This is a genomic window from Paenibacillus kribbensis (assembly GCF_002240415.1).
Classification (GTDB): domain Bacteria; phylum Bacillota; class Bacilli; order Paenibacillales; family Paenibacillaceae; genus Paenibacillus; species Paenibacillus kribbensis.
On the sequence record NZ_CP020028.1, the window covers coordinates 4,298,638 to 4,324,887 of the forward strand.

24 protein-coding genes and 1 riboswitch are annotated in these 26,250 nt (G+C 48.9%); of the genes, 1 reads left to right on the forward strand and 23 read right to left on the reverse strand.

Annotated features, from left to right (window positions below; all coding sequences use genetic code 11):
• Positions 1-72: 72 nt before the first annotated feature.
• The 5 genes from gmd to B4V02_RS19205 form a co-directional block, all read right to left on the reverse strand.
• A complete protein-coding gene (gmd, locus tag B4V02_RS19185; RefSeq protein WP_094155981.1) occupies positions 73-1,062 on the reverse strand; it encodes a GDP-mannose 4,6-dehydratase in 990 nt (329 codons plus the stop codon).
• Positions 1,063-1,083: 21 nt separating this feature from the next.
• The gene (gene fcl, locus B4V02_RS19190; RefSeq protein ID WP_094155982.1) at positions 1,084-2,022 is read right to left on the reverse strand and encodes a GDP-L-fucose synthase; all 939 of its coding nucleotides are present in this window, start codon (positions 2,020-2,022) and stop codon (positions 1,084-1,086) included.
• Positions 2,023-2,055: 33 nt separating this feature from the next.
• Complete coding sequence (locus B4V02_RS19195; protein WP_094155983.1) at positions 2,056-2,754, reverse strand: sugar transferase; 699 nt, start codon at positions 2,752-2,754, stop codon at positions 2,056-2,058.
• 87 nt (positions 2,755-2,841) lie between these two features.
• Complete coding sequence (locus B4V02_RS19200; protein ID WP_094155984.1) at positions 2,842-3,528, reverse strand: CpsD/CapB family tyrosine-protein kinase; 687 nt, start codon at positions 3,526-3,528, stop codon at positions 2,842-2,844.
• Entirely contained in the window at positions 3,509-4,258 is a 750-nt protein-coding gene (locus B4V02_RS19205; RefSeq protein WP_007429215.1) for a YveK family protein, read from the reverse strand. The genes B4V02_RS19200 and B4V02_RS19205 overlap by 20 nt, the downstream gene beginning before the upstream one ends.
• Positions 4,259-4,584: 326 nt before the next feature.
• On the opposite strand from B4V02_RS19205, the gene B4V02_RS19210 reads away from it, so the two are divergent.
• Positions 4,585-4,953: a helix-turn-helix domain-containing protein gene (locus B4V02_RS19210; protein WP_007429214.1), complete on the forward strand. Its 369-nt coding sequence runs from the start codon at positions 4,585-4,587 to the stop codon at positions 4,951-4,953.
• 512 nt (positions 4,954-5,465) lie between these two features.
• On the opposite strand, the gene B4V02_RS19220 is transcribed toward B4V02_RS19210, so the two are convergent.
• From B4V02_RS19220 to B4V02_RS19300, 18 genes are all read right to left on the reverse strand, one after another.
• Complete coding sequence (locus tag B4V02_RS19220) at positions 5,466-7,760, reverse strand: PD-(D/E)XK nuclease family protein (protein ID WP_094155986.1); 2,295 nt, start codon at positions 7,758-7,760, stop codon at positions 5,466-5,468.
• A 48-nt stretch (positions 7,761-7,808) separates the two neighbouring features.
• Entirely contained in the window at positions 7,809-9,410 is a 1,602-nt protein-coding gene (locus tag B4V02_RS19225) for a glycosyl hydrolase (protein ID WP_094155987.1), read from the reverse strand.
• A 13-nt stretch (positions 9,411-9,423) separates the two neighbouring features.
• Positions 9,424-9,504: riboswitch (cyclic di-GMP riboswitch) on the reverse strand.
• Positions 9,505-9,659: 155 nt separating this feature from the next.
• Positions 9,660-11,036, reverse strand: a complete 1,377-nt coding sequence (locus tag B4V02_RS19230) for a sugar phosphate nucleotidyltransferase (RefSeq protein WP_007429210.1) — start codon at positions 11,034-11,036, stop codon at positions 9,660-9,662.
• Between the two features lie 438 nt (positions 11,037-11,474).
• The gene (locus tag B4V02_RS25950) at positions 11,475-11,645 is read right to left on the reverse strand and encodes a hypothetical protein (protein ID WP_157739755.1); all 171 of its coding nucleotides are present in this window, start codon (positions 11,643-11,645) and stop codon (positions 11,475-11,477) included.
• Positions 11,646-11,648: 3 nt separating this feature from the next.
• Complete coding sequence (locus B4V02_RS19235) at positions 11,649-12,977, reverse strand: UDP-glucose dehydrogenase family protein (RefSeq protein ID WP_094155988.1); 1,329 nt, start codon at positions 12,975-12,977, stop codon at positions 11,649-11,651.
• A 5-nt stretch (positions 12,978-12,982) separates the two neighbouring features.
• Positions 12,983-14,083 (reverse strand): glycosyltransferase, encoded by a 1,101-nt coding sequence (locus tag B4V02_RS19240; protein WP_007429207.1) that lies wholly within the window; start codon positions 14,081-14,083, stop codon positions 12,983-12,985.
• A 28-nt stretch (positions 14,084-14,111) separates the two neighbouring features.
• Complete coding sequence (locus B4V02_RS19245) at positions 14,112-15,260, reverse strand: glycosyltransferase family 4 protein (protein WP_094155989.1); 1,149 nt, start codon at positions 15,258-15,260, stop codon at positions 14,112-14,114.
• Positions 15,257-16,444 carry a glycosyltransferase family 4 protein gene (locus tag B4V02_RS19250; RefSeq protein ID WP_094155990.1) on the reverse strand — a complete coding sequence of 396 codons (1,188 nt, stop codon included), beginning with the start codon at positions 16,442-16,444 and terminating at the stop codon, positions 15,257-15,259. Before B4V02_RS19250 ends, B4V02_RS19245 begins: the two co-directional genes overlap by 4 nt.
• Positions 16,431-17,270 (reverse strand): glycosyltransferase family 2 protein, encoded by an 840-nt coding sequence (locus B4V02_RS19255; protein ID WP_094155991.1) that lies wholly within the window; start codon positions 17,268-17,270, stop codon positions 16,431-16,433. The genes B4V02_RS19250 and B4V02_RS19255 overlap by 14 nt, the downstream gene beginning before the upstream one ends.
• Before the next feature lie 22 nt (positions 17,271-17,292).
• Positions 17,293-18,672 (reverse strand): lipopolysaccharide biosynthesis protein, encoded by a 1,380-nt coding sequence (locus B4V02_RS19260; RefSeq protein WP_094155992.1) that lies wholly within the window; start codon positions 18,670-18,672, stop codon positions 17,293-17,295.
• A gap of 5 nt (positions 18,673-18,677) precedes the next feature.
• The gene (locus B4V02_RS19265; protein ID WP_094157043.1) at positions 18,678-20,120 is read right to left on the reverse strand and encodes an O-antigen ligase family protein; all 1,443 of its coding nucleotides are present in this window, start codon (positions 20,118-20,120) and stop codon (positions 18,678-18,680) included.
• A gap of 5 nt (positions 20,121-20,125) precedes the next feature.
• On the reverse strand, positions 20,126-20,896 hold the full coding sequence (locus B4V02_RS19270) for a WecB/TagA/CpsF family glycosyltransferase (protein ID WP_007429201.1): 771 nt from the start codon (positions 20,894-20,896) through the stop codon (positions 20,126-20,128).
• 4 nt (positions 20,897-20,900) lie between these two features.
• Positions 20,901-22,238 carry an O-antigen ligase family protein gene (locus B4V02_RS19275; RefSeq protein WP_094155993.1) on the reverse strand — a complete coding sequence of 446 codons (1,338 nt, stop codon included), beginning with the start codon at positions 22,236-22,238 and terminating at the stop codon, positions 20,901-20,903.
• A 10-nt stretch (positions 22,239-22,248) separates the two neighbouring features.
• Positions 22,249-23,184 (reverse strand): glycosyltransferase, encoded by a 936-nt coding sequence (locus B4V02_RS19280; RefSeq protein WP_094155994.1) that lies wholly within the window; start codon positions 23,182-23,184, stop codon positions 22,249-22,251.
• Positions 23,184-23,882 carry a sugar transferase gene (locus B4V02_RS19285; RefSeq protein ID WP_094155995.1) on the reverse strand — a complete coding sequence of 233 codons (699 nt, stop codon included), beginning with the start codon at positions 23,880-23,882 and terminating at the stop codon, positions 23,184-23,186. Before B4V02_RS19285 ends, B4V02_RS19280 begins: the two co-directional genes overlap by 1 nt.
• A gap of 16 nt (positions 23,883-23,898) precedes the next feature.
• Positions 23,899-24,789 (reverse strand): UTP--glucose-1-phosphate uridylyltransferase GalU, encoded by an 891-nt coding sequence (gene galU, locus B4V02_RS19290; protein WP_176718123.1) that lies wholly within the window; start codon positions 24,787-24,789, stop codon positions 23,899-23,901.
• A gap of 41 nt (positions 24,790-24,830) precedes the next feature.
• Positions 24,831-25,469, reverse strand: a complete 639-nt coding sequence (locus tag B4V02_RS19295; RefSeq protein WP_094155996.1) for a CpsD/CapB family tyrosine-protein kinase — start codon at positions 25,467-25,469, stop codon at positions 24,831-24,833.
• Complete coding sequence (locus tag B4V02_RS19300) at positions 25,453-26,196, reverse strand: YveK family protein (RefSeq protein WP_094155997.1); 744 nt, start codon at positions 26,194-26,196, stop codon at positions 25,453-25,455. Before B4V02_RS19300 ends, B4V02_RS19295 begins: the two co-directional genes overlap by 17 nt.
• Positions 26,197-26,250: the final 54 nt, after the last annotated feature.

Sequence of the window (26,250 nt, forward strand, 5' to 3'; positions counted from 1 at the left end):
CAGCTATTCGATGCAGCTGCAATCATGTACAACGAAGAGACCTCCCGGCTAGGCGGGTGGCCCCTCCATGTCTTACACGACGATGGAAGCTTCGACTGCAGCCTGCCTTTTTACCCGCTCCAGATCTGTATCCACCATCATATGAATGAGCTGCTCGAAGCCTACTTCCAATCGCCAGCCCAGCTTTTCCTTGGCCTTGGCACAATCGCCGAGCAGTAGGTCTACCTCCGCCGGCCGGACAAATTGAGGATCAATAACAACATAATCCTCATAATTTAAACCTACATAGGAAAAGGCAATTTGCAGCAATTCGCGTACGGAATGCATCTCTCCCGTGGAAATGACGTAATCATCCGGTTGATCCTGCTGGAGCATCAGCCACATGGCCTTTACATAATCCCCTGCAAAACCCCAGTCCCGCAGTGAATCCAAATTCCCCATACGCAGCTCATGTTGCAATCCAAGCTTGATACGGGCTACAGCATCCGATACCTTGCGCGTTACAAATTCCAATCCCCGGCGGGGTGATTCATGATTGAACAAAATGCCGGAGCAAGCAAACATATCAAAGCTTTCGCGGTAGTTCACCGTAATCCAATGACCGTACACCTTAGCGACACCGTAAGGACTGCGCGGGTAAAACGGTGTTGTTTCCGTCTGCGGCGTCTCCACCACCTTACCGAACATCTCACTGCTCGACGCCTGATAAAACCGCGCCTCCGGCTTGGCAATCCGAACGGCCTCCAGCATATTGGTGACGGATAGCGCTGTAAGCTGTCCTGTAGCCAGGGGCTGTGGCCATGAAGCTGCTACGAAGGATTGAGCAGCCAGGTTGTAGACCTCGTCCGGGTCGGATTGACGGACGGCTTCAATCAGGGAAGCCAGATCGGTCATATCACCGGACAGCCAGTGGATGTCATTTTGGATATGGGCTACATTTTCAAAATTCGGCGTGCTGGTGCGTCTGCGTACCCCGTATACCTCATAATTCTTGGACAGCAGCAACTCAGCCAGATAAGATCCGTCTTGTCCGGTAATCCCTGTAATCAGCGCTTTTTTCATTCCAATTCCCCCACCGTTTTTTTATTGTTCAACCAGGTTCAGACCTTGAAATGCCTCATACACAGACCTTAATCCCTCTTCCAGCGAAATACGCGCCGACCAGCCCAAACCGGCAATTCGCGACACGTCTACCAGCTTGCGTGGCGTTCCGTCAGGAGCGGATGTATTAAAAGTAATTTCCCCCTCATAACCGACCACATCCTTCACCCGTTCAGCCAACTCACGGATGGAAATATCCTCACCCACCCCGATATTCACAATTTCATTTCCTTCATAGTTGTTCATCAGGAACAGGGAGGCTTCCGCCAAATCATCAGAATGAAGAAATTCTCGACGCGGCGTGCCGGAGCCCCATACTTCTACAGTTGGAGCTTGATTCAGCTTGGCTTCATGAAACTTGCGGATGAGCGCGGGCAGCACATGAGAGGTCTGGAGGTCAAAATTGTCCCCCGGGCCATATAAATTCGTCGGCATCACCGAAATAAAACGGGTTCCATACTGGCGATTGTAGGATTGACACATTTTAATTCCGGCAATTTTAGCAATCGCATAGGCTTCGTTGGTAGGCTCAAGCTCACCGGTAAGCAGATACTCTTCCCGCAAGGGCTGCGGAGCAAATTTGGGATAAATGCAGGTAGAGCCGAGGAACAACAGCTTGCTTACATTGGCCCGGTATGCCGCATCAATCACATTCGTTTGAATGAGCAGATTGTCGCGGATAAAATCAGCCGGATATTCGTTGTTCGCCAAAATCCCCCCAACCTTGGCCGCTGCCAAAAACACATAATCCACAGGCTCTGTTTCAAAAAAGTGATCTACGGCCTCCTTGTTGCGCAGATCCAGCTCACGACTGGTGCGAGTAATAATATGCTGGTAATCTGCTCCCTCAAGCGCTCGAACAATAGCGGAACCTACCAGCCCGTTGTGCCCGGCTACATATATATTGGAATGAAGATCCATGCCTATCCCCTACCCTTCCTTGTTAAAATGACTTTAATACGCATCGTTGGAGCCCAGCAGTACACGAAATGTTTTGAGCATGATGATCATATCTGTGCGTAAGCTGCGTCTGGATATGTACTCCAAATCCAGTTCTACCATCTCGTTAAAGCTCAGATGATTGCGACCGCTGACCTGCCATAGCCCGGTACAACCCGGTGTAACCGTCAGACGCAGCTTATCTCTCACTGTGTAATCATGGACTTCTCTTGGCAGCGGTGGTCTGGGACCTACCAGACTCATTTGCCCACGCAGCACATTGAATAGCTGCGGCAGCTCATCGATGCTCGTTTTGCGGAGAAATCGGCCCACACGGGTAATTCGCGGATCATTCCGCATTTTGAACATGGCACCCTCGATTTCGTTTTCCAGCAGCAGTGCAGACAATTGGTCCTCAGCATCTGATACCATGGAACGAAATTTGATCATGCGAAATGGACGCTCATGTTTGCCAATACGAATTTGGTAAAATAACGCGCTTCCTTTCGGGTCCTCCAGCTTAATCAGCAAAATCACGAGCAGAAATACCGGGCATAACACGATGATGCCGATGAAAGACAGGATAATGTCCATGCTGCGCTTCACGAACGGATACAGGCTCAATCCCTGGCGCCGTTCAAGCCTGTGAGCGACCGAGTATACATCCACTGACGCGCCCAAAACTTCTGCCTCGTTTGAGCGGGAAGAAGACACGTTTCATCACCTCACTCTCTTATCATTAAGTTTCACTTGTACATTGTTAAAGGAATTTTTAATATTTTTCGATCACCTTCTTTTTAGTTATGTCAGGCTGCGTTCCTCCATTCCACGCTGCGCGCGGGTATTCGATCGCTTCACATTGTTGAGCACTACGCCCAAAATGCGCGCCTTCACTCGTTCTAAGTGGGCTTTTGCTTTCTTAACGACATCCTTTTTGACCTTCCCTGCCTGTACGACCAAAATGACACCATCACACATAGAGCTAATAATGAGGCCATCCGGAAAAGACAGCAATGGCGGCGTATCCATCAGGATCACGTCATAATGTTCTTTTAACTCAACCAGCAGAGCCTTCATTTTGCGGGAGCTGAGCATTTCGGACGGATTGGGCGGGTTCGGTCCGGCTGTCATCGCATGCAGTTGGTCAATCCCGGTTTCCTGAACCACATCCTGCCACGCCTGTTGATTGGCAAGTACCCGAGTCAGTCCCGTATGATTGCGCAAGCCAAACATATGATGCAAGGAGGAGCGACGCAAATCCATATCCATAACCAGCACCTTTTTTCCCTCTTGCGCATAGGTTACAGCCAAATTGCTAATCGTGACCGTCCTGCCCTCTCCCGCCTGAGCAGACGCCACCATCATAACCTCAATCGGCTCGTCTATAGAGGAAAACTGGATGTTTGTGCGGAGCATACGATATTCCTCCGAAACGAAAGACTGGGCATGCAGGGATGTGACCAGCTGATTATTGATTAATCGCGGCATATTGTCCTTCACCTACCTGTTTAGGAGTTGTAGTGGAGCTGTCAGAGCGTTTATCTTCTTTTTTCATTTTCGTAATCAAAGACAGAGTCGGCAGGCCGAGTTCTTTTTCAATATCCTCCTCATTCTTAAAGGTGTCATCCAATACCTCCAGCAAAAATGCCAAGCCTATACCCAGCAACAAGGAGATGGCAAAGGCAATAAACATCTGTTCAGCGGGATTACTGTTCACAGGAATTGCCGGGTCAGTCAAACTGGCTTCACTTAGAATCGTGACATTGTCCATTTTCATGATAGAGGGAATTTGTCGTTTGAATACTTTGGCTACCGCATTGACGGTTTTCACAGCCTTTGTATACGATAAGTCGCGAACTGTCACATCCATGACCTGTGAATCACCGGCGGTGTTCACTCTTAATTTCTGAGCCAGAACTGTCGGAGTAACCTTAAGATCGGGGAAGCTGGCGACCACCTGATCCATAATCGCCGAGGAGATCATGATTTGCTTATAGGAGTTCGTTAAGGCTATATTCGTTTGTACGACACTGTAATCGACGACACCTGCACGATCCGGTCGCGGCGTCTGGTTGATAATAAGCTTTGCCGTCGCTTCATACACTTGCGGGGTAAAGTATACATTTTTTATGCCCACTACAGCACATACCAGCAGCACGATACTCCCAATCAACCACATTCTTTTTCGGATCACACGGATGTACTCTTTCAACTGCACAAGACCAGACCTCCCTGATTGACTTGTTTTCGATGTGATAACGCTTGTACTGATCCTCTGCACACCGGGGAAAAGAACGATGCATGAGCCTCTAATCTATAGTAAAATGTTATATAATAGCGCATAGCAGGTCTAGCCAGCGATTAAGCACAAATGCTTGATCATCGGTGGCCTGTTAAAGTATATAAACCATGACATCCGTGAATACTACAAAATAGTGATACAATATGTAACTTACATAACTAATTTATGATACAAATTGTATCTTGTCAAGTGTAAAATTGCTTTTCTCACTTTCTCAACCTTGTATTCAGGAGGAAAAAAAGATGAATTATGGAACCCGAATCGCTGAATTACGGGAACATAAGGGATTAAAACAAGAGGAACTAGCGCAATCCCTCGGAATTACGCGGGCGGCTCTTTCTCACTATGAAAAAAATAGACGCAAACCAGACTTTGAGATCCTGAACAAGCTTGCCGATATTTTCGGAGTAACCATTGATTACCTGGTGGGACGCACGAGCCATCCTACAGCGATATTGGATTCAGATGTGAAGGAGTTTGTGGATCAGCTGGAACTGTCCGATGAGGATATTCTGCAGCGTTTCAACCTGACGATTGACGGACGTACCTTGTCTGAGGAAGAAGCCAAGCGCTTTATCGCGTTTGTCCGTATGGAACGAATGATGAAATAAAGAAGACAGCCGGAAGGAATTACACGTGCTTGTCCTTCCGGCACTTGGTTTTGTCTAGGTCGCTCTCTATCCATTCTGGCATCGTAATGCCGCATTGGAGCAAGATGTCACGGATGTCTAGGCGGATGACAGATTTGCCTGCTCTCCGTGCGTTGTTCCGAAGAAGAGGGCTGTCCACCCTTGATTCTGTCTCCTTGTTCATTCAGCACTAACCTCACTTTTTTATTCTTAGTCACTGGAAAAAGATTCCCTACAACCCATGTATGTATTGTTATGAACAAACCTATTATATATGAATACATACCTGCAATGTTGTCGTCTTATGGCGAGAATTTTAAAGGATTTTCGTGTTTTTTTCTCCATTATACGTAATGTATTGCCAATTCAGTACGATTTATTAATAAAAAAAGAACCTGTCAGGTCCTATTTTTCCTGATAGGTTCTCTTTTGTTTTTTTGGCGATATCAGACGGGTATTCTTCAGCCAAGGTCCTATACTGCTCGCAGTAATCATTAAGCAACCTCGGCTGCTTGAGATATCTGGGTGCCTCCGGTCGCTCGGATCTTGTAGGCGTAGTGGCTTCCGGCTTTCACTGTACGATCCGTGTAGGTGCTTCCCGCTACTTGCGAGGCAATTACCTGATAAACCCCGTCTGTCCCATCTGCACGCAGTACATCATAGGAGGATACGCCTTCTGCCTGAAGCCAATCAATCTTTACCGCCCCATCCTGAACAGAGGCGGCTTTTACCCCTGTCGGGGCTGAGGCTGTGGACTGATCCGTACTCTTCAGTTCCAAAATATATTGTACCGATTCACCAGGACCCAGCTTTTCTTCAAAATCAAGGGCAGGTGAAGCCTTGAGTCCCGATATGGAACGCTGTGCCTGACTGTAGGTAGCGCCGGCTCCAAAACGCTCACCAGCGTACACACCGGCTTTCGGCATCGTTACCCGTACGCGAATGGTCTGTGCTGAATCCTCGAAATTCACCAGGTTCACCAGCAATTTGTCCGAGGTAGCGCCACTGCCTGCCAGCGGTTTAAGCTTGGACGTGTCCACTGCACGAACGTAGACCATCTTATCCTTGGTATCCTCTCGATTCAGCACCGTATAGGTCAGCGGTTTGCCGTGGGTGGCATATGCCAGACTCAAACGTCTCATGATCTTTACACGACTGTCCTGCCCTTCCCCGAACGGATAAATTTCTGTGCTTGCCGGGTTGTGGCTTTGCAGATCAAAGCCGGTTTTAAACAGCGTATAATCCTTATAAAACGCAGCATGCTGGATAAACATATCAGCAAACCCGATTTGCGAACGCATAATACGGTCAAAAGCGGCTGCTTGTGGCTGACTGGCCCCGTACTCAGGGTTGTCCCGATGCGTATCGTTCGTACCGAACTCCGTGTTCAGCATCTTCTTGGCCAGCCCGTTGCTCGAACCGCCAAAGGTTTTCAGATTTTGAACGAAACTGCCTCCGCTCTCTTCGTTATAGGATTCACCATAGGCGTGTCCATTGGTCAGGTCGGTGACGTCCTCCAACTGCTTACGCTGCGCCGGATCTCTTTCCCATCCATCCGGGTCACCACATTTGAGCGTGCCTCCAACTTGATTTTTGCAAGCCTTGGTGGAGTACGTAGGCCAATAGGCCCAGCCCGGCGCTACGGTTTTGAGATGCGGTGCCAATTGCTTGCCTTCCGTGTTAAACCACTTGGCCACAGCCAGATTGACTGCCTTCGAGCGATTAAACAACCCGGGTTCGTTATCTACTTCATAATATTGAAGGTATGAACCATATTTTTTTACATAATCGCGCAATTTTTGCTTGGCCGTCTCTGGCAGAGAACCATCCCTTTGCAGCTTGATATCGCCCGTATATAAGTACAGAGCAGACGATTGCATATTATACTGCTTCAACGTTTGATAGTAATCATCCGCGTCTGTACAAGCCTTGCCCACATTGCTGGCACAGGTGACCCTCATGACATTGCCGCTATAAGCAATTCCCAGCCATTTGAGAACGTATGGTAAATGCTTGACCGCACCCTGATCATAATAGAATTCTTTGTTGTTCACATTCGTTCCAGTCAATATATATTTACCGTGTATCGGTTCAGTTGCAGGTGAAGCTAACGTCTCCAAGCTCAAGTCATCCCAAGTCCACCACACATTTTTATCTTCTGCAGAGGAGCAGTATAGGCAGCGCGCTGTCTTTAGCTTGAGTACGTTAACACCGCTTTGCAATTGCTCTTTAGGGATATACAGCTCATAGTTGCTTTTGTAGTTATATGCACTGCCCGTACCGGAAACCCCGGCGATCTGAATAATACCGGACAGCTGATGATTTGAAAATACAGCCATTTGCGGAACAGCTTTGCCCGCATCCAATATCCGTACACGGAATATCATCCCATTGGGAGGAACCTGATCCAGCGTATACTGGAGCGACAATTCGGGATTCATGGACGCATTCAAGCCGGGAGGAATATCTCCACTGCCCAGCAATACCGGGGCCGATGTATTCTCTGCTACGGACATCACTGCCGCTGCTCCTTTGGCAGACGTCTCGGTAGAAGCAGCAGAGGCGGAAATATTGACACTTTTTCTATCGACCAGCCCTTTAAATTCCGCCGAAGAGTCATCCCTCTGACCCAGCTTCCATACCGGACTGGCTGCCGCTACTTTATCCGTCTGCAGTTCTACGCTCCTTGAAGGCGTGTAAATCAACCAAGCAATCAGCGCTATTATTGCGATCCCAAAAAGCCCTGATAATACTGCCGTATACCTGTGGGTCAACCATTTTTTCATCATATAATCCACTCTCTCTCCTCAAAATTTTTGACCGGGAAAGAGAATCTATTAAGGAAGAAACAAAGCGTTACCGGGAACAACCGCTTTCGCTTCATGCTGACTTTCCCACATCAGACGTGCCATCGCGTCGCCTTTTTCATCATAGTATTCAACTTTTAAATCTACCATTTTCCCCGCCTGCAAGGTGATACTGCCCTTACGCTCTGTCCAGCTTTGTTTGAACCAGCTATCAATAATCAGCTTGTCGTCTACCCATACGCGGATACCATCATCGGATATCGTTGTAAATGTATAGGTCTCACTATATTGAGGCCTTATTTTACCGGTCCAGCGAACCGAGAACTGATCAGCATTCACCTTGGCATCAGCTGCAGCAGCACGCCAGTTGTAGTCCAGCTTGCTATCTGTACGGACCAAAGCAGCACTACCATCCAGATTCATGTTGTTAAAATACTCGCCCCGCAGCCCGTTCGCATAAACCTCATCCGAAACAGAAGGAGGCGCCGGAGCCGGGGGAACGATCACTACTGGCGGAGCCGGGAAAGGATCGCTTTGCCCCCCATCCGGTATGGTCGGTACATCTGTCCCGGGTTGTTGAATGGCTGCCAATCCATTTTCCACATCATCTCGCGTCAAGCTCCTCGAATCATTCATATAATCCTGAATTTGATCCGTTGTGTTATTCTCCGAGAGCATCTTGCCCCAAGTCATGGAATACACCCATTTGGGCTGAGCCTGTAATACCTCGGAGCTTGGCATCTCACCGTGTTCCCCGATGGCAATCGGCTTATTCCCTGCCAATCCGAGCAGTTCTTCATAATGACTTTGTTTAAAATCATTGTTGTAAATGTCTACAGCCAAGATGTCCACCTTGTCATCTCCCGGATATTTAGGGGTATACGGAAAGGTGTACGAATTAGGAGCATTCGGGCTCCATACCCACAACAAATTGTTCAATTGATGTGTGTTTACAAAACGGTCATACATGATATTCCATAGCTGATTGAAATTGTTTTTGTTTCCCCACCAGAACCAGTCACCGTTCATTTCGTGATAAGGTCTCCATAAAACCGGAACACCCGCATCACGAAGCTGCTTTAACGATACAGCGACCTTATCCAGATCGGCAATGAGGAGGTTGTATTGCGTAGTGCCTGGCGTCACGTATTTATTGAACTCCGTCTGACTTACTTTCGCCTGCACATTGGCCCAAGTCAGTGGTCTACCTGGCAGTGCTTCATGAAAAGTCATCGTCACAATGCCACCGGATCTGTTCCAGCGGATAGCACTATCGACGACATTTTTACGTTGCTCTGCTTCCGTATCGGCAGATTGGCCGGAGATGGCTCCCATCTCATAGCCGTGCACACCCACATACGACTGACTGATTTTTTGGATCTTGTTACTTAGTTCATCTGGACTTTCCAAATAATCATGCTGACCGGTGATTATTTTTTTCCCCGAGATGCTGAGTAAATAGCTGTATAGTTCACGGGCCTGAGTAGAAGCGTCCGAATCAACAGGCTGTAATGCAGCGGCATTCGCCACGGACAGAGATTCACCAAAACCGACGGGCAACAAAGAAAAAAGTATAACTACGGGGAGTGCATGGCGTATCAGTCGATACAGAGGAATAAAATCGAATCTCACTTTTGCTCTTCCTTTCGGTAGCCAGGCTGCCATCCCTACGGAAGGCCCTTTAGCTTTGCGTACCTACCTTTCGACAGGGCTGCGTTTATCGTTGGAAGGAGTTTGGATTCCTTCTTACCCTAAGTATCGACTTTTTTTTACCAAAATTTAATAGGTCAAGTGCAAGAATTTACAGATTTTCGTGCATTTTCGACAGTTCGGGCTATAAATATTCATCAATTCGTCTTTTTTTCATTTTTACGAAGAAATTTATGAAATAAATTGGTGACGAGAAATTTCATTCCAATTCATGCAAAAACGTACAATATCCTCCTCGACCAGCTCAGACCCCGTTTGCACCTCAATCAAATCCACATCGGTCACGGCCAAAATGCTATGCTTCGTTCCTTCAGGAATACGCACGACATCACCAGCCTTCACTTTGTGCAGCTTTTCATTCAAAATAATTTCCGCTTCACCACTGATAATGGTCCAGATTTCACTGCGTTTGAAATGCAACTGGTAGCTGATATTTTTACCTTTGCGCACGCGGATTCGTTTGGTCAGCACCTCGTTGCCTTCATCGTACTTTACATAATCCACAACTCGATACTGCCCCCAACGACGCTCCTCGTACATCGGACGCTGATCATGAGCCTTAAGCACTTCCTTAATGCGTGGACTTTCCGCCTTATTGGTCACAAGAATACCGTCCGGGCTGGCGGCAACAATGAGATCATTTGTCCCGATAATCGCCACAGGAATGTCGAGCTCGTTAATGAGACTTGTGTTGACGCAATCCTCCGTTACTACCCCTCTGCCCACTTGCTGATGGGACATTTCCTCTGTGAGCGTATTCCAGGTGCCCAAGTCCTTCCAGAATCCATCATACGGAAGAACCACAATGTCCTTCTCCTTCTCGACTACTTCATAGTCAAAACTGATTTTTTCCAGAGATGCGTATTGCTTTTGCATTTCTTCATAGTTCAGCGGCAAACCCTTGGCTGCCAAGATATCAAGCAAATAGCTTAATTTGAATGCAAAAACCCCGCAGTTCCATAGAGCATTGCGTTCAATTAGACGCTCCGCCTGCTCACGGTCGGGTTTCTCTTGAAAGTGGCTCACTTCACGGTAGCCTGTGCTCCCTTGGGTGGCATCATTTTTTGGAATAATATAACCATATTTCTCAGATGGATAGGAAGGAACGACTCCAATTAATGCAAGCTTGCCTTCACTCTCCTGAAGTGTGTGCTCCAACTGGGCAACTGTAGCAAAGAAAGCATCCTCTACATAAGGATCTACAGGCAATATAGCAACAACTTCATTAGGCGAAACACCAGCAATGGAATATAGATAAGTTGCTGTCAGCGCAATGGCAGGGAAGGTATCTCTACGTTCCGGCTCAACAATGATACGTATATCCTGTCCGACCTGGCTCTGGATCATTTCGACCTGTGCTCTCCCTGTCGCAATGAACGAGGACTCAGATAATTGGTTGTCCCCCAACTGTCTCCATACCCGCTGCACCATAGATTCCGAAATCCCCTCCGGGCTCTCCAGTACCTTTAAAAATTGTTTGGAACGGGAATCATTAGACAAAGGCCATAATCTTTTACCGGAACCACCAGACAAAAGTACGAGCTTCATAACTCTCCACTTCCTCTCTATAATGTGTGGGTGATCGGATGGGCAAGGTTGAGTAGCCCGCTACGGGCTGCATTTGATCTTACGATCGCTGTTGGACCGGGATTCATTCGATTGTATAAAACCGTATAAAGGTTTGAATCCCGTTCCAAGCTTATGCTTCCGATGCGAACTTTCCTTTGGAAAGCTTTCAGGCGAACGCTTCGCTTCTCCAGATTCAAATCCATCCCTGCGCTACTCAAAAATGCATCATGCCGATCATACCGTTTATTGCAAAAAGGCACGACCGGACATTATTAAGTCCGGTCAGCCTGTAAAGACGTTCGGGCGCGGCGCAGCCGCATGGCGGCCTTGATCGGAAGGAGCGGCTTCAAGCGTGCCGCTTCTTCCGATACGCCCTTTCTACCTCCCCCATAAGGTGGGAGGTTAAAAATCGTGACTTTATGCGGTAAAAGCAGCGAAGCGGGCCATTTGAATCTGTAGAAGCGTCAGCGTTCGCCTTTGCAATGGGATTCTTACCTTGGAATGTTTTATACAATCCAGGAATCCCGCTGCAACAGCGATCGGAAGATCAAATGGAACGCGCAGCGCCCCCAACACCGCCAAAGTCACTTTTTAAGCTTCCACCTTATCCCGATTCCACCCGCTCATCCGCGGACGACCCACGGAGTAGTATTCCAGCCCGGAGCTTTGAATCTGATCCTCTGTGAATACATTACGGCCGTCAATCAGAACAGGCTTGCGCAAAACGGAAGACAGCTGTACGAGATCGACTTTTTTGAACTCTTCCCAATCTGTCAGCAAGCACACGGCATCGCTTCCTTCGGCGGCTTGTTGCGGGGAGGAGCACCATACAATATTCGGGTGATTCACACGCTCCTTGAATTTATCCATCGCAATCGGGTCATACAGCTTCACAATAGCGCCTGCCTGAATGAGCGTTTCTACAATTTCCAGCGCCGGTGCTTCACGAATGTCGTCTGTATTCGGTTTGAAGGCCAAGCCCCAAATACCGATCGGCACGCCATGCAGCTGCCCCAGCGATTCACGCAGCTTGGATACGATCATAAAGCGCTGGTCGGTGTTAACCTCGACTACCGATTTTAACAATTTAAATTCATAGTCTACATTACCCGCAATTTGGATGAGCGCATTCGTATCTTTCGGGAAGCAGGAGCCCCCGTACCCGATGCCTGCTTGCAGGAAAGAGGAACCAATCCGTTTGTCCATGCCCATACCGTCAGCCACGCAGGTTACGTCCGCGCCAACCTTTTCGCAAATATTGGCAATTTCATTAATGAATGAAATTTTGGTTGCCAGAAATGCGTTGGATGCATATTTGATCATTTCAGCACTGCGGATATCGGTCACATAGATTTTATCCGTGAACACCTGATGCAGGGTAACCATCGTTTCACGCAGCCCCGCATTGTCCAAACCAATAATGACGCGATCCGGGTGAAGCGTATCGTTGATGGCAGAGCCCTCTCTGAGAAATTCCGGAGCAGATACGATGTCGAATGAATAATTCGTATGCTGGGACACTACGTCTTTGATCTTTTCGTTTGTTCCGACAGGTACAGTACTCTTGGTCATAATAATCTTGTACCCGTTCATCGCTTTCCCGACATCGGCAGCCGCCTGCTCAATGTAAGACAGATTCGCCTCACCGTTAGCCAGAGAAGGTGTACCTACTGCCAAAATAACGATATCCGACCGACGTACCGCATCGGCCAAATTCGAGGTAAACTCCAAACGGCCAGCTTCCTTATTCAGCGAGATCAATTCCTCAATACCAGGTTCATAAATCGGAGATTCTGCGCGGTTCAGCATGTCGATTTTATATTGCTCCAGATCGACACAAATCACCTCATTACCTTTGTGTGCAAAACATACGCCCGAGACGAGCCCAACATATCCAGTACCGATTACAGCCAGCTTCATTCCGTTCATCCTCCTTTTAGAAAGTTCACATAGGCTTGCTCTACATACTTTTTCAATTGATCCTTGAACGTATTTTCATCAAATTTACGGGCATGGGTGATGATGTCATCCACATTCCATGCATGCTGCTCGACCCTGGCGACTGCTTCCAGCACATCGTCCACCTCATGCTTGCGGAAAAACACACCGTTCACATTAGGGACAATGGTATCCAGCGCGCCTCCGCCCTGAAAAGCGATGACAGGCCGTCCGGCTGCATTCGCCTCCAAAGGCGTAATACCAAAGTCCTCTTCTCCCGGAAAAACGAGCGCCCGGCATTCTGCCATCAGCTTGTTAACCTCTTGATCCTCAAGCCTGCCGAGAAACTCAATGTTCGGGGAAGCCATGGACTCCAGTCTTTTACGGTCCGGTCCTTCACCGACAATGCGCAGCTTGAGACCGTTGCGTTTGAATGCCTCGATCGCCAGATCGATGCGCTTGTAGGACACCAATCGGGATACGATCAGGTAATAATCACCGATGCTTGCAGCACGTTCGAAACGTGACGTATTAATAGGAGGGAAAATAACATCCGCCTCCCGTTGGTAATAGTGCAGAATTCTCCGCTTGACGACGGAAGAATTGGCGACAAACTGGTCTACGTTGCGAGAAGTTTTGGCATCCCATGTTTTCAACCGATTCATGTACAGCTTGAGCATGCTTTTGAGCAGGTTGGATTTGGACTGCCGGGCCATATATGTATCGTAATCCCAGGCAAACCGCATCGGTGTGTGACAGTAACAAATGTGAAACGTATGTTTAGGTACCTGGATGCTTTTCATAAATGCGCTGCTGGAGCTTAACACAATGTCGAAATCCCTAAAATCAAAATCACGGATAGCGATGGGATACAGCGGCAGCACTCCTTTGAAATTGGCCTTCACTCCCGGGAGGTTCTGCAGCCAGGTGGCTCTAATATCCGCATCCTTCAAGTTGCTTGACAGGCGTTCGTCGCTGAACACCGTTGTGAAGATCGGAGCCTCCGGATACATATCGTGGAATACCTCTACCACCCTTTCTGCCCCGCCCATTTGGATTAAGTAATCATGTGCTATCGCTATTTTCATCTGAATCATCCTTTAACGCGAATGTCGGTCAGACTCCTGCCAACAAACCCTTATAGTAATGAACTATATCCTTAACCGTGTTCTCGATGACAAAATGCTGCTTGACTCGTTCCATCCCTTTCTCACCCATGTGCTGACGCTCCTGCGGATGTTCCAGCATCCAGCGGATGGCCGTCTCCAGCTTGGCCGGGTCGCCCGGTTCAATGAGCAGTCCGGTTTCGCCCGGCACTACAGTTTCCTTCGGTCCACCCTCATTTGAGGCAATCACCGGCAGCCCTGCCGCCATGCCCTCAATAATGACCTGGCCGAATGGTTCCGGCGTAATAGAGGTGTGGATCAGCAAATCACAGCGCTGCATCAGGCCTTGAATGTCATCGACATGTCCCAGCAGATTGACGTTATCCAGCCCGTATTCGCGCATCGTGGATTCCAAGCGGCTCTTATATTCCTCTTCACCGAACAATGCGTCCCCGGCCAGCCAGAATTTCACCCGCTTATCCGGTAAAAAGGAGCGGGCTGCTTCCAGCAAAATATGCTGCCCCTTCCATTCCGCCAGTCTGCCGACCAGTACGACATTAAACGAGTCATCGGTCCGTGGATTTGCAGACGCATCACGAGCCGTGATGGCTTTGGCAAAAGCGGAGTAGACGACGAGCGTCTTTTTGTCCGGGGGCAGCTCCAGCGCACTCAGCGTGGATTTGGAATTGGCTATGACCCCATTGGGCAAGAAACGCGACATCAGCCGAATGCCTTTGGCTACGATTGGCTTCAGGTAAGGCGGACCAATGTGGTCACGGATGTGCCAGATCAGCGGAAGCTTTGCCGACTTGGCAGCTACTGCACCATACAGCGCGGACTTGAGCGAGTTGGTGTGAACACACACAACCTTTTCCTCGCGGAGCAAGGGCGCAAGTTTTCTGCCGTAAGCCAGCAATCGATAGGCTGCCGCAGGCGCACCCAGATTCACGGCGTTCCGCCCCCGATTACGAATCGAATCGTCCAGTGGAACGATACGCACGTCGATATCACGCTGCCTGAGCCGATCCGCCAAATCGCCCTCTTCCGCCAAAATGACAAGCGGGTCGATATGTTCCCCGATATTCGTCAGGATGTTATACAACGCGACCTCACCGCCGCTCCATCTTGCCGTATGGTCAATATAAGCCACTCTCATCATTTCGCCGCCGCCTTTCTGTCAAGAACCTGCCGGAACACATCTTCCACCTGCTCCGCTACATGTCCCCACGTATATTTGCTCAGAACGTGCTCCCGGCACTCCCTTGCGTTCGGAAGAAGCTCAGGATGATCCAGCGCACGCAGGAGTCCCTGAGCGATGGCCTCACTGTCTGTTCCCTGGAACAATAGCTCGGGTCGGAATCCTCTTAAAATCTCCTTGTTGCCGCCCACAGGAGTAGCCAACACCGGCAGCCCTGAAGCCATCGCCTCCACCGTGATCAGACCGAAACCCTCCAGTGCCTGTGTCGGCACAACGAATAGATTTGAAGCCTGATGATACAGCGGAAGCTCCTCATCCGACACATAACCGAGCAGCCGAACATGGTTCTGAAGGTTGTATTCCGCCACCTTGGAAGCCAGTTCCTCCATCAAGGGGCCCTTCCCCCCAATCAGCAGCAGATGATCAGGATGACGCTCGGTTACCCGTCGCCATGCTCGAAGTAGCTGCAGCAGTCCCATTCGGTTAACAAGACGACGGACGGTCAGCACAATCGTCGCATCTTGTGGCAAATTCAGCCGTTCCCGCACGGCTCCCCGATTCTCTGCCGGATGGAACCTTTCTACATTCGCCGCGCCGGGAATGATATGGATTTTGCTAAGCGGAACCTTATAGTGCTCATGCAAAATATCCCGAAAGGTCTCGCTCAGCACTATAAATTTGTCCGCCAAACCATAGGCCTTCATCTCAATGGATCTAGCCATTGTCGTTTTCAGCAGATGCTTGAGGCCCTGCCCTTCGATCTTCATTTCCTCTGTCCACGGGCCGTGAAAGGTAGTAACGACGGGAATCCCGCGTTTTTTCGCCTCCAGCGCCGGTCCGACACCATAGGGGGCAAAATGGGAATACAGCACATCCACCGGTTGCTTGTCGAACAGCTCTGCTGCATATTTTTGCATGAGATCTCTACGCTTCCAAATGGATTGCTGCTTGCTCCCAATCGAATGAATTCGGATACGCTCGGGCGCCTGCGGCTGCTCGTCAGTACAGATCAAAGCATCCAGCGTATTGCGCTCTGCCGTCAGCTGCTCACAGATGGATTTGAAATATGTGTTTAGCCCCCCTGGCTGCAGGGACGGCCAGCTAAGACCCGTTGCCGCAATCCGAAAACCGTTATTGTACGACATAGCTGGTTTCTCCTTTCTGATCGGTCTGTCCATCATCCACAATCTTTAACTTTTTTCGCCGCTTGGTCAGCTCATAATGCTTGAAGCAGACGAGAAACTCATACATCACCCAGAAGACCGCTACGGCAAAGCCTGCCACCCCCTTGCGGTATAAGCCCTGAACAAAATACTTCTGGACAAAGCGGGCAGGGGGCCGCAGCAGCAGTCTGGTAATCCGAAAGGATTTGCCTTTGTTAAATGCCGTCTCTGCTTCAAGATCCGTATATTTGTTAAAACGTGTCATATGATCGCTGATGCTGCGGAAGCCGTAATGCCATAGCACCCCGTCCAGATTGACAATCTGGGAAGAAGCTACATCCGGCATTTCATGAACAAGACTGTTCGTAATGCCATAAATACGCCGATTGTACAGACGAACGAGGTATTCGCCTTTGTTCATCCATTTGCCGAGAAAATCGCCAATCCGAAACACGGAATATGCTTTGGCCGGATCATGGAGTGTTTCCTTCACCTTCAGTAAATCTCCAAGCAGCTCTGCATCCACCACCTCGTCCGTATCAATCAGGAAAATCCAATCAAATTCCGCTTTATCGACACCAAACATGCGCTGCTTTGCATAGCCCGGCCACGGGTTGGAAAACACCCGACAGCCCAATGATTCAGCTACCTGAATCGTATTGTCCTTGCTCCCTCCGTCAATGACGACGATATCGTCCGCAAAGGGCTTGCAGGATTCAATGGCAGCCGAGATGCGGATGCCGTCATCCTGAGCGATAATAACTACGGATATCCGATTGTCCGCGGGAACGCTAGACATGTGGTTCATTAGCGGGTGCCTCCTTCTTTATCTAACCGTTAACTGGCTTTTTCCGGATGTAGTGTGCCATTGTTGATCGGAGCCATTGGAAATCTTGTTTGGAAATAACCAGTCTTGGAATTTTCATTTTCAGAACGAATTTAACATTGCATAAAATGAAAACGAACCGTAGAATCCCCGAGGACAGCATCGCTATCCCTGCACCCGTCAAACCGTATTTTGGAACAAGTATGGACAACAATGGAATAACGAGCGCCAATCCGACACCCTGTAAAATGGTCACCAGCTTGGGCTTGCCCAGCGCCATAAATTGTTGTGCCAATACCATGGTCCCTCCACTGATAGCAACCTCAAGCACCAGAAACCGGAATACCGTAAGTGCTTGCTTAAACTCTGGACCATATAACAATGTAAATACCAACGGAGCAATCAGCGTCAGCATTACCGCGGCCAAAACGGTTACCGTCGAAGTCACGCGAAATACCCGAAACGTGATTGCCACCGCGTCCTCCTTATTCAGCCCGGAGGCTTTGGGGAAGAGCACGACAATAATCGAGGTTGAAAATACATTCACCATTCGGGCCAGGCTGACTGCTACCGCATATAAACCAAGATCAGCCGGTCTGAGCAGGCCTGCAATCAGAATCTGATCAATATAGGTAGAAACCTGCCCCATCAGATCGTTGCCGTATGATCCCATACCGTAGGTAAAGAGATTTTTGAATTGTGTCCAGCTGTTCTTTATCTTTGGTTTGTACAGCCGAATCATTCGAATCGTCACACCGATATAAATCGGCAAGCCTGGCAGCAAATAGGCCAGTGCTGAGGTGTACGGGCTTATATGACCCGTAAGAATCAGGATCACCAGACCAAGCAGCGTACTCAGCGGTACGAGATAACGAAACAAATTGTACTGCTTGTATTCCGATCGAACTTGAAGCAATGCATTATTGATTTGTGAAATCGCAATGAGCGGACACATCATCATGGAGCATTGCGCAAACAGTATGACCGATGAGGAAAAGGAGCGCAGCCAATAAGGAATCAGAAATACTCCGACGAGTGTCGCCAGGCCACCGAATATCGTAGCCAGCAGCAAGGCGAGTCCATACAGCTTGCCCGTTTCCTCCGGTTTTTTTTTCGCATTGTAGATCAAGGCAGACGGTACACCGAAGCTCATGCAGAAGGCGAGAAACTGGGACCAGTTCACCATGGCGGTCTGTTCCCCGCGTCCGGTAGGACCCAGGAATCGGGCCGTCAGCACGCCAGTCAGCATATTCACGACGAGAATCAGCATGCTGAATATCATCGTTTTTACTGCTGCCGAGCTATTATCCTTGCTTTTGGCAAAGCGAATCACCGTAGACCATAGTGTCCGGACAGGTGCGGATAATGTTTGTAAGTTTTGCACAGCCTTTACCTTCTTTCCGCGATGACATCTTTCGCCCACAGTCCTATTCCGATCATCATCCAGATCAGATAGCCGCGCATACCAGGAAAACCGTTATCTGATATCAGACTGGCTACAGCTCCAGCCCACGTAGCCAGCGCCAGTCTGATGTAAGGCTGAGTGGAATCTCGCTCGGCAATACGGACAAGGAGGCGCTTGATGATAACGAACAGGCCACCGAAGAAAAAGAATGCTCCGAAAATACCGAAGGTGAGGAAAATGGCAATATAGCCATTATCCATAATTCCAAGTTCGCCAAGATCGCCGCCGTTATCCAGCTTGGTTCCAATTCCTACACTCCCGATCCCCTGCCCGACCGGATTGCCCACAACCGCCGGAATCATCGTATTCAGCAAATCCAGGCGCTCATTATACGAATGATCCTGTTGAATATCCGTCAATGTCTGCATGCGGGCCACCAGTCCCTCTGCTCCCGGGAGTTTGGGAACAATCATATAGAGAAGAAGACCGACAATAGCCAGTTGAAACAAGGTCTTCCATTTCCCCTTGGAGGATGAACTGAGAATGTAGGCCAGCAACATGACGAATGCAATCAGCCAGGCCGAGCGTACCAGCGTGATCAGGAGACACACAACCGTCAGCAGGATGCCAATCCATCCCAAAGTGCCGCGCCACCGTTTTTCCATCAGCATTGGTACAAGGGCCATCGCCAGGAAAATAGCGCAGGGACCGGGCGAGTTCATGGAAGAGAAAACTCTAATTTGAAGCGGCTCCGGTAAGCCAATGGAATTCATTTCTACATGATTCATCCAGAAGGCATCCCAGGGAGGGACCGTCAAATACTGAATAATGCCGTAAATCGCTACAAGCACAGCAATATTGGCATATGAATACAGCAGTCGGTCCAACTCCTTCGCCTTCATGGGCTTAATCGCAAGATAAGGCAGCAGGAGCAAAGGGATGACATAGTTGGCTAAATCATAAGCAAAAACAATGCCATTTTTGAACAACCCGACGACACTTCCGTAGCCCAATTCTATGCCAAAGAACACAGCAATCCGGGTCAGAGGTTTTTCCGCCTCATGAATGCCTCGCAGCACGGGAATAATCAACATGCTGCTCACCAGCAGTGGTGCCAAGCTCAACAAGGAAACCGAGTGATACGTCCCTTCCAGCCAGTCTGCAATACGACGGATTTCCGGGCCCACTGCCCACACCAGCAATGTGTAGGGAATCAGCAGCCGCGATTGAAAAATCGCCAGCAGGAAGGCCGGAAAAACGAGCGCTAGCAATATGGCTCCCTGTTGGCTCGTGGTGGGATTCAGCTTGGCGCTGACAAATCCAATGGCGAGTGGCAGCATGCAAGCCAGCAACCCCACGCCGATCATGCCGATTCCACGCCGATTTCCCAACCAAATGGAAATCTGCTGATCTGCCAACCGACTCATATTTCTCACCCCTGACCTCCCTTCATCCGCTCCTGCTTGAACATTTCCTTAAACAGCAGCACAAGAAACTGTGAATCCTCAATCAAATATCTTTTCCACAAGCGTTTGGGCTCCTGAGACAACCGCCAAAACCATTCAAATCCCGTCTTCTGCATCAGCTTCGGTGCCCTCTTCACATTTCCAGACAGAAAATCAAAGGTTGCCCCCACCCCAATCGAAATCGGAGCGCGGTAAGTCTCATAATATCTGTAAATCCATTTTTCCTGTTTGGGTGCGCCTACGCCAACAAAAACAATGTCTGGGCGAGCCTCTTGAAGCAAGCGGACAATGTGTCTGTTCTCTTCCTCATTTTTCTCAAAGCCATAGGAAGGAGAGTAGCAGCCCACCACATTCATATTCGGATACGATTCCTGGAGGTTGCGCATGGCCTTCTCCGGTATACCGTCAGCCGCACCCAGAAAAAACAGTCGATAGCCTCGATCCTCAAATGCCTCTCCCAGCCGGGTGAACAAATCTGATCCCGACACCTTTTGCTTGAGAGGCTTTTTCAGCAACTTGGACGCCCATATGATAGGCATTCCATCGGCCACTACAGCTCCTGCGTCCGAATATACCTTGCGGAATTCATCATCCTTGCGAAGCTTGATTACATGATCGACATTACAGGTCAAAATGTAGGAATGACGCTGATGTACAATAGAAGTATCTATAAATTCGAGTAAATCGTTAAAATCGTAATTATCAAAGTTGACATCGAACATGTTCACTCTGCTCATCGTATCACTTCTCTTTGCAAAAATCGGTTTGGGTGGACGTCTGGTATAACGTGTTCAAATACCAGCAAAACGGAATAATCATCTGAACCGTCGACAACGTGTTATCTGAAAACGAATAGATCAGAAAGCCCGCAATTAAGCTTGCAAAATAAGGTTTGATCGATTTGGCAAGCGACCGGTAAATGAGAACGAACACGACCAGCAATGAAAGCATTAATAGCCCGCAGCCGATATATCCCGTGTCAAAATAAAAGCGTATATACTCGTTATGCGGTACAACAAAGCCATTGAATAGCGTCCCGTCGTTCGCGACCGTTACTGCACCCAGCCCTCTGCCTGACCACGGGTAATCATGTACTTTGTTCAAAAAATATTCCCATGCCTCCGAGCGCCCCGACAGGTCAATGCCTGTATCGGTCTCCCGCTCGAAGGAGCGTTTTTTTAAATTGTTCCATTGCAGGGCCACCGCCCCCAGAGCAACCAAAAACGATCCGGCCAGCGGTAGCAAATAATTGACTCTACCTTTGAGGTACTGACGGGCAATATCAAACAGATACACAGCAAACATCAACAGCAATGCCAGAATCGGTCCACGTGTACCGGTGGCGATCAAGATTAGAAAATTCAATGCCAGTACAGTGTAATAAAAGGCAGCTTGCTTCGGCTTGCGCTTGATCTCAATCAGAGAGACGGCAATTCCGAGAAAGGAGAGCATCGCCAGATGCGGCGGTATGTTCGCTCCTTGTATTCTCACCGCGCCCGTAAATTCCACATCGGTAAACGAATGCAGCCCTACGGTCTGCAGGCCCAATCCAATGACCACACTGATGATCGGCAGTAGACTGATCAGCCGGATATGCTTATCCGCCACATCCTTTTTCCACTGAATCAATAGAAAAATGAAGGGGAGTGACAATCCGACGAATGCCTTCACTGCAATCGAGGTCGTTAGCAAAGGCAGCCATGCTGAAAATCCAAATGTAATCCCCAGCATGATTACCAACGCCCAGACCGGATAGCTGAACTTGAGACGAATGCCATATACGAGCATGCAAGGCACCAGCAGAGCCAAAATGCCCAATTTATACAATGACAAAATCTCAATACCAAACACACCGCCCTGATACAGGGAATCTACCGATACTGCTGTACTTAGCAAAACCGCATAGCTGATGCGCTCCGGGTGGTGGATCGAAACGACCAGTAGAAGCAGCAAGCATACCGCAGCAATACTGACTACAGGCTGATAAGTAGCCGCAACTCCTACAGCAAGAGCGCCCAGCAGAAAAATAAAAACATGCTGTATGGTGTTTATTCTGGAAGTCCAAGGATAATTACTCATGTTCAATCTTTCACCCCGCAGCTGACTCGCTTTTCCGGTTGCGCAATGTATCCAGCGTCCCACGAATACTTTCAAACCTGCATCGGTTCAACAGCTTCCTGCCCTCAGTACGTGCCAGCAGGGAATCCACCGTGATGTATAATACTTTGGCCGCCGTCTTTGCCATCAGCATGACGTTGCCGAGCAAGCCAGCGGCCTGTGCAGCGTTAGACATGCCCTGACAGTAGTAGCGGTTCATGATCCATTCCTTCGTTAATCGTGTAGCCGGAACAAAATGCTTCACAGCCATGTGAGGATGGTACATGATCGTCCCACCATTTTTACGAATTTGCTCAAATACCCACGACTCTTCACCAGACAAAAGGATATCTCCTTTTCTGCCCAAGTGAAGCGGGAACATGACGGCAGCAAAGGCCGTTTTGCGCATAGCCATGTTGGCTCCAAACGGATTCAGTCCCACCGGATATTCGCGGACCGCTGACCCCAGATCAATAATCGTGTAAGGAAGCTCAAGCGGTCCTGTTAGCCACCCCGGTCGTTCCACCTCAAACATAGGCTCAATTTTTCCACCCATTGCCGTCAGCTCGGGATTGTTCCCGAAGGCCGCCATAATCGTTTGCAGCCATGTAACACACGGGATCGCATCATCATCCAGAAAAGCAATGACGTCTGCTCTCGATAACGTAATGCCTGCATTACGAGCAGCAGACAACCCTTGTTCGCGCTCATAATGATATCGGAGGTGAATATCCTGACCATGTGCAACACTAAATCTTTTGATCGTTGCCGCTGTATGATCGGTGGATCGGTTATCGACCACAATGATCTCGGCCAGCGCAAGGTCCTCCAGCTCCAACAGGGACATTAACGTTTTCTCCAGCAGGTCCGCCCGGTTATAGGTGCAAATAACGACGGACACTGCGGGACATCGCTTGAATGCATCCATCAGTAAGCATCCTTGGAGAACAGCATTTTAACGCCTGTTTTCATGATGATTTTAAGATCGAGCCACGTATTGCGAGCATGAATATACTTCAAATCCATTTGCACCATTTCATCGAAGCCAACGCTGTTACGTGCGCTCACCTGCCAGTAGCCGGTACAGCCCGGTGTTACAATCAGGCGTTGCTTGTCATAATCGGAGTATTGCTCAACCTCGCTGGGCAGTGGGGGGCGAGGACCCACTAAAGTCATGTCCCCGACCAATACGTTCCACAGCTGCGGAATCTCATCAATACTCGTCTTGCGCAAAAAGCTGCCGATCTTCGTAATCCGAGGGTCGTTTTTAATTTTGAACATGGCGCCGCTCACTTCATTCAGCTCCATCAAATCGTTTTTCAGCTCCTCGGCATTGGACACCATTGAACGGAATTTATACATGTTGAATAACTTCTCATTCTTGCCCACCCGAATTTGCTTGAAAAACACGCTTCCCTTTGGATCTTCGAGCTTAATCAGCACACCCACCACCACAAAAAGCGGAAGCAAGACGATCAAACCCACGAAAGACAGCAGCATATCAAGGAGACGCTTTGTGACCAGGTAAGACGTTTTATCCTGAATTTGTGTATTTCCGTATGGCATGTAAAACGCTTTACCTGACATGACAGCCTCGCCGTCCTCCGGTAAATTTTCCATGCTCATGCTGACGTACCCCCTCTCAACCTGCTGTAGTTGCTTTTTCGGTCTTTTTTAACCATTCATTCATGGCCTCCATAACCGGATACTTCAGATCATCGCTGGCGAGTGCAAATTCAAGTGTGGTTAGAATATATCCGAGGCGCTCACCTACGTCATAACGTGTACCTTCAAAATCATAAGCGTACACGCGCTCGCTCTGATTCAGCTTTTGGATTGCATCCGTCAACTGAATTTCACCGCCAGCTCCTTTTTCCTGAAGATCGAGATATTTGAAAATTTTCGGCGAGAACACATAGCGACCCATAATAGCCAAGTCGGATGGAGCTGTGCCTGGAGCCGGTTTTTCTATAAAATTGTTCACTCGGTACAAACGTCCGTCCTGCTGGTCCGGTTCAATGATGCCATAGCGGTTCGTGAATTCCATCGGAACCCGCTGCACGCCGATCACGGAATTTTGTGTTTCCTCATACTGATCCATCAGCTGACGCAGGCAAGGCTTCTGACCTGTTACGATATCATCGCCCAGCAATACACCGAACGGCTCGTCCCCGATAAAACGTCTTGCGCACCATACCGCATGCCCCAGACCTTTAGGTTCTTTCTGGCGAATGTAGTGAATTTCCACTCCCGAAGAGCGCTGTACTTCCTCCAGAAGCTTCAGCTTGCCGTCCTCCAGCAGCTTCGATTCCAGCTCAAAAGCGTTGTCAAAGTGATCCTCAATCGCACGCTTGCCTTTACCTGTAACGATAATAATGTCCTCAATACCAGAAGCAATGGCTTCCTCAACGATATATTGAATCGTGGGCTTATTGATGATCGGAAGCATTTCCTTCGGCATCGCTTTTGTCGCAGGGAGGAAGCGTGTACCCAACCCTGCTGCTGGAATAATGGCTTTTTTCACTCTCTTCATCATCGCACTCATTCTCCTTGCTTCATCGAATTTTGGTGTTGCTACTTCACCTGATTCATCACAATTCCAACCAGTGTTGCACTGGCCTGCTCCATGAGTTGCTTTGTTTTGCGTAGATCATCACGTTTGGTTCGGCCGTGTTTAGCGACGAGAATCACACCATCCGTCAAGCCTGCAACCAGGCGCGCATCCGTGTAGTTCAACGCCGGAGCCGAATCGAGCAGGATAATGTCGTATTCACGTTTTAGCTCTTCCAGCAGCTCTGTCATGCGTTCGCTGCCCAGCAGATCTGCTGCGTTATACAGGGTGTCTCCACCGGGAACAATTGATAGCTCCAGCCCACCATGTCTAACGATCGATTTGGAAGAAGCGCCGCCGCGCAAATAAGCCGATAAACCTCCGGTATTCTCCATTCCGAATATCTCGTGCAACGCCGGTTTGTGCAGATTGCAATCCACCAAAGCCACTTTCTTGCCTTCTTGTGCAAAAGTGACCCCGATATTGGCAAGCAGGGTTGTTTTGCCCGCTCCGCTTTCCGGCGAGGTCAGCAGTAGAACCGTTCCGCGGTCCTTGTGTCCAATCACCTGCTGCCGGATGTATGTACGGAGGGAACGAAATGATTCGGAGATATACGATGAAGGATTGCTTTCTGTAATCAACATGTCATTCAATCGCAGCATATTTACGCTCCCCTACTCGTTCTTTAGAATTTCCGGTGGCCCCGTCGGTGTCCTTCTTGCGGATGACCGGTATAGATGCAATCACCGGAAGGCCGATATCTGCATCTGCCTCTTTTTCCGACCGCAGCGTACCGTTAATGCTTTCCAGGAACACAATCGTGCCCAGCGCAATCATCAGCGATACGAGGAGACTAATCGCAATATTCATGAGCGGATTTCCATTAATCGGGTCAGGATTGGCCTGTGGGTCCGCTTCATTCAAAATTTTCACATTATTCAATTCCATCAATCCAGGAACCGTCTGCACGAATTTCTGGGCTACCGCGTTGACAACAGCTGCGGCTTGTGGATAGCTACCTGCCTCAAACGTCAAGCCGATAACCTGACTTTTATCCGAGGATTTAATCTGGAGCTTTTCTGCCAGCTTTTCCTGCGTCAAACCGAACTCAGGATGAGTCGTTACGACAGCCTCCATAATTTTAGGTGAAGTGAGAATTTGCTTGTAGCTTTCCACCAAATTAAGACTTGTGTTGACGTCATTCAGATTGTTGCTTCCCTGCTTGCCGGAAATATGATTAACCAGCAGTTGGCTTGAAGCAGAATAGACTGGCTTCACGACAATATTGCTCACAATGTAAGTCGTCACGCATGAGAGGATGACAAAAATCGCAATCAGCCACAATCTTTTTTTGATCAGGACCAGATAATCCAAAATGGTTTTCTCCACAAAAATCCTCCCTCCTATACCATTTCTCTTCTTATTCTAAGTATGACTTTATTG

Coding starts and splice junctions, on each gene's coding strand:
- fcl (WP_094155982.1), bottom strand. CDS start 2,022: ATGGATCTTCATTCCAATATATATGTAGCCGGGCACAACGGGCTGGTA.
- B4V02_RS19265 (WP_094157043.1), bottom strand. CDS start 20,120: ATGAGTCGGTTGGCAGATCAGCAGATTTCCATTTGGTTGGGAAATCGG.
- B4V02_RS19255 (WP_094155991.1), bottom strand. CDS start 17,270: ATGAACCACATGTCTAGCGTTCCCGCGGACAATCGGATATCCGTAGTT.
- B4V02_RS19245 (WP_094155989.1), bottom strand. CDS start 15,260: ATGATGAGAGTGGCTTATATTGACCATACGGCAAGATGGAGCGGCGGT.
- B4V02_RS19210 (WP_007429214.1), top strand. CDS start 4,585: ATGAATTATGGAACCCGAATCGCTGAATTACGGGAACATAAGGGATTA.
- B4V02_RS19275 (WP_094155993.1), bottom strand. CDS start 22,238: ATGAGTAATTATCCTTGGACTTCCAGAATAAACACCATACAGCATGTT.
- B4V02_RS19220 (WP_094155986.1), bottom strand. CDS start 7,760: ATGATGAAAAAATGGTTGACCCACAGGTATACGGCAGTATTATCAGGG.
- B4V02_RS19235 (WP_094155988.1), bottom strand. CDS start 12,977: ATGAAGCTGGCTGTAATCGGTACTGGATATGTTGGGCTCGTCTCGGGC.
- galU (WP_176718123.1), bottom strand. CDS start 24,789: ATGAAGAGAGTGAAAAAAGCCATTATTCCAGCAGCAGGGTTGGGTACA.
- B4V02_RS19270 (WP_007429201.1), bottom strand. CDS start 20,896: ATGAGCAGAGTGAACATGTTCGATGTCAACTTTGATAATTACGATTTT.
- B4V02_RS19250 (WP_094155990.1), bottom strand. CDS start 16,444: ATGTCGTACAATAACGGTTTTCGGATTGCGGCAACGGGTCTTAGCTGG.
- B4V02_RS19285 (WP_094155995.1), bottom strand. CDS start 23,882: ATGAGCATGGAAAATTTACCGGAGGACGGCGAGGCTGTCATGTCAGGT.
- B4V02_RS19230 (WP_007429210.1), bottom strand. CDS start 11,036: ATGAAGCTCGTACTTTTGTCTGGTGGTTCCGGTAAAAGATTATGGCCT.
- B4V02_RS19280 (WP_094155994.1), bottom strand. CDS start 23,184: ATGGATGCATTCAAGCGATGTCCCGCAGTGTCCGTCGTTATTTGCACC.
- gmd (WP_094155981.1), bottom strand. CDS start 1,062: ATGAAAAAAGCGCTGATTACAGGGATTACCGGACAAGACGGATCTTAT.
- B4V02_RS19295 (WP_094155996.1), bottom strand. CDS start 25,469: ATGCTGCGATTGAATGACATGTTGATTACAGAAAGCAATCCTTCATCG.
- B4V02_RS19200 (WP_094155984.1), bottom strand. CDS start 3,528: ATGCCGCGATTAATCAATAATCAGCTGGTCACATCCCTGCATGCCCAG.
- B4V02_RS19240 (WP_007429207.1), bottom strand. CDS start 14,083: ATGAAAATAGCGATAGCACATGATTACTTAATCCAAATGGGCGGGGCA.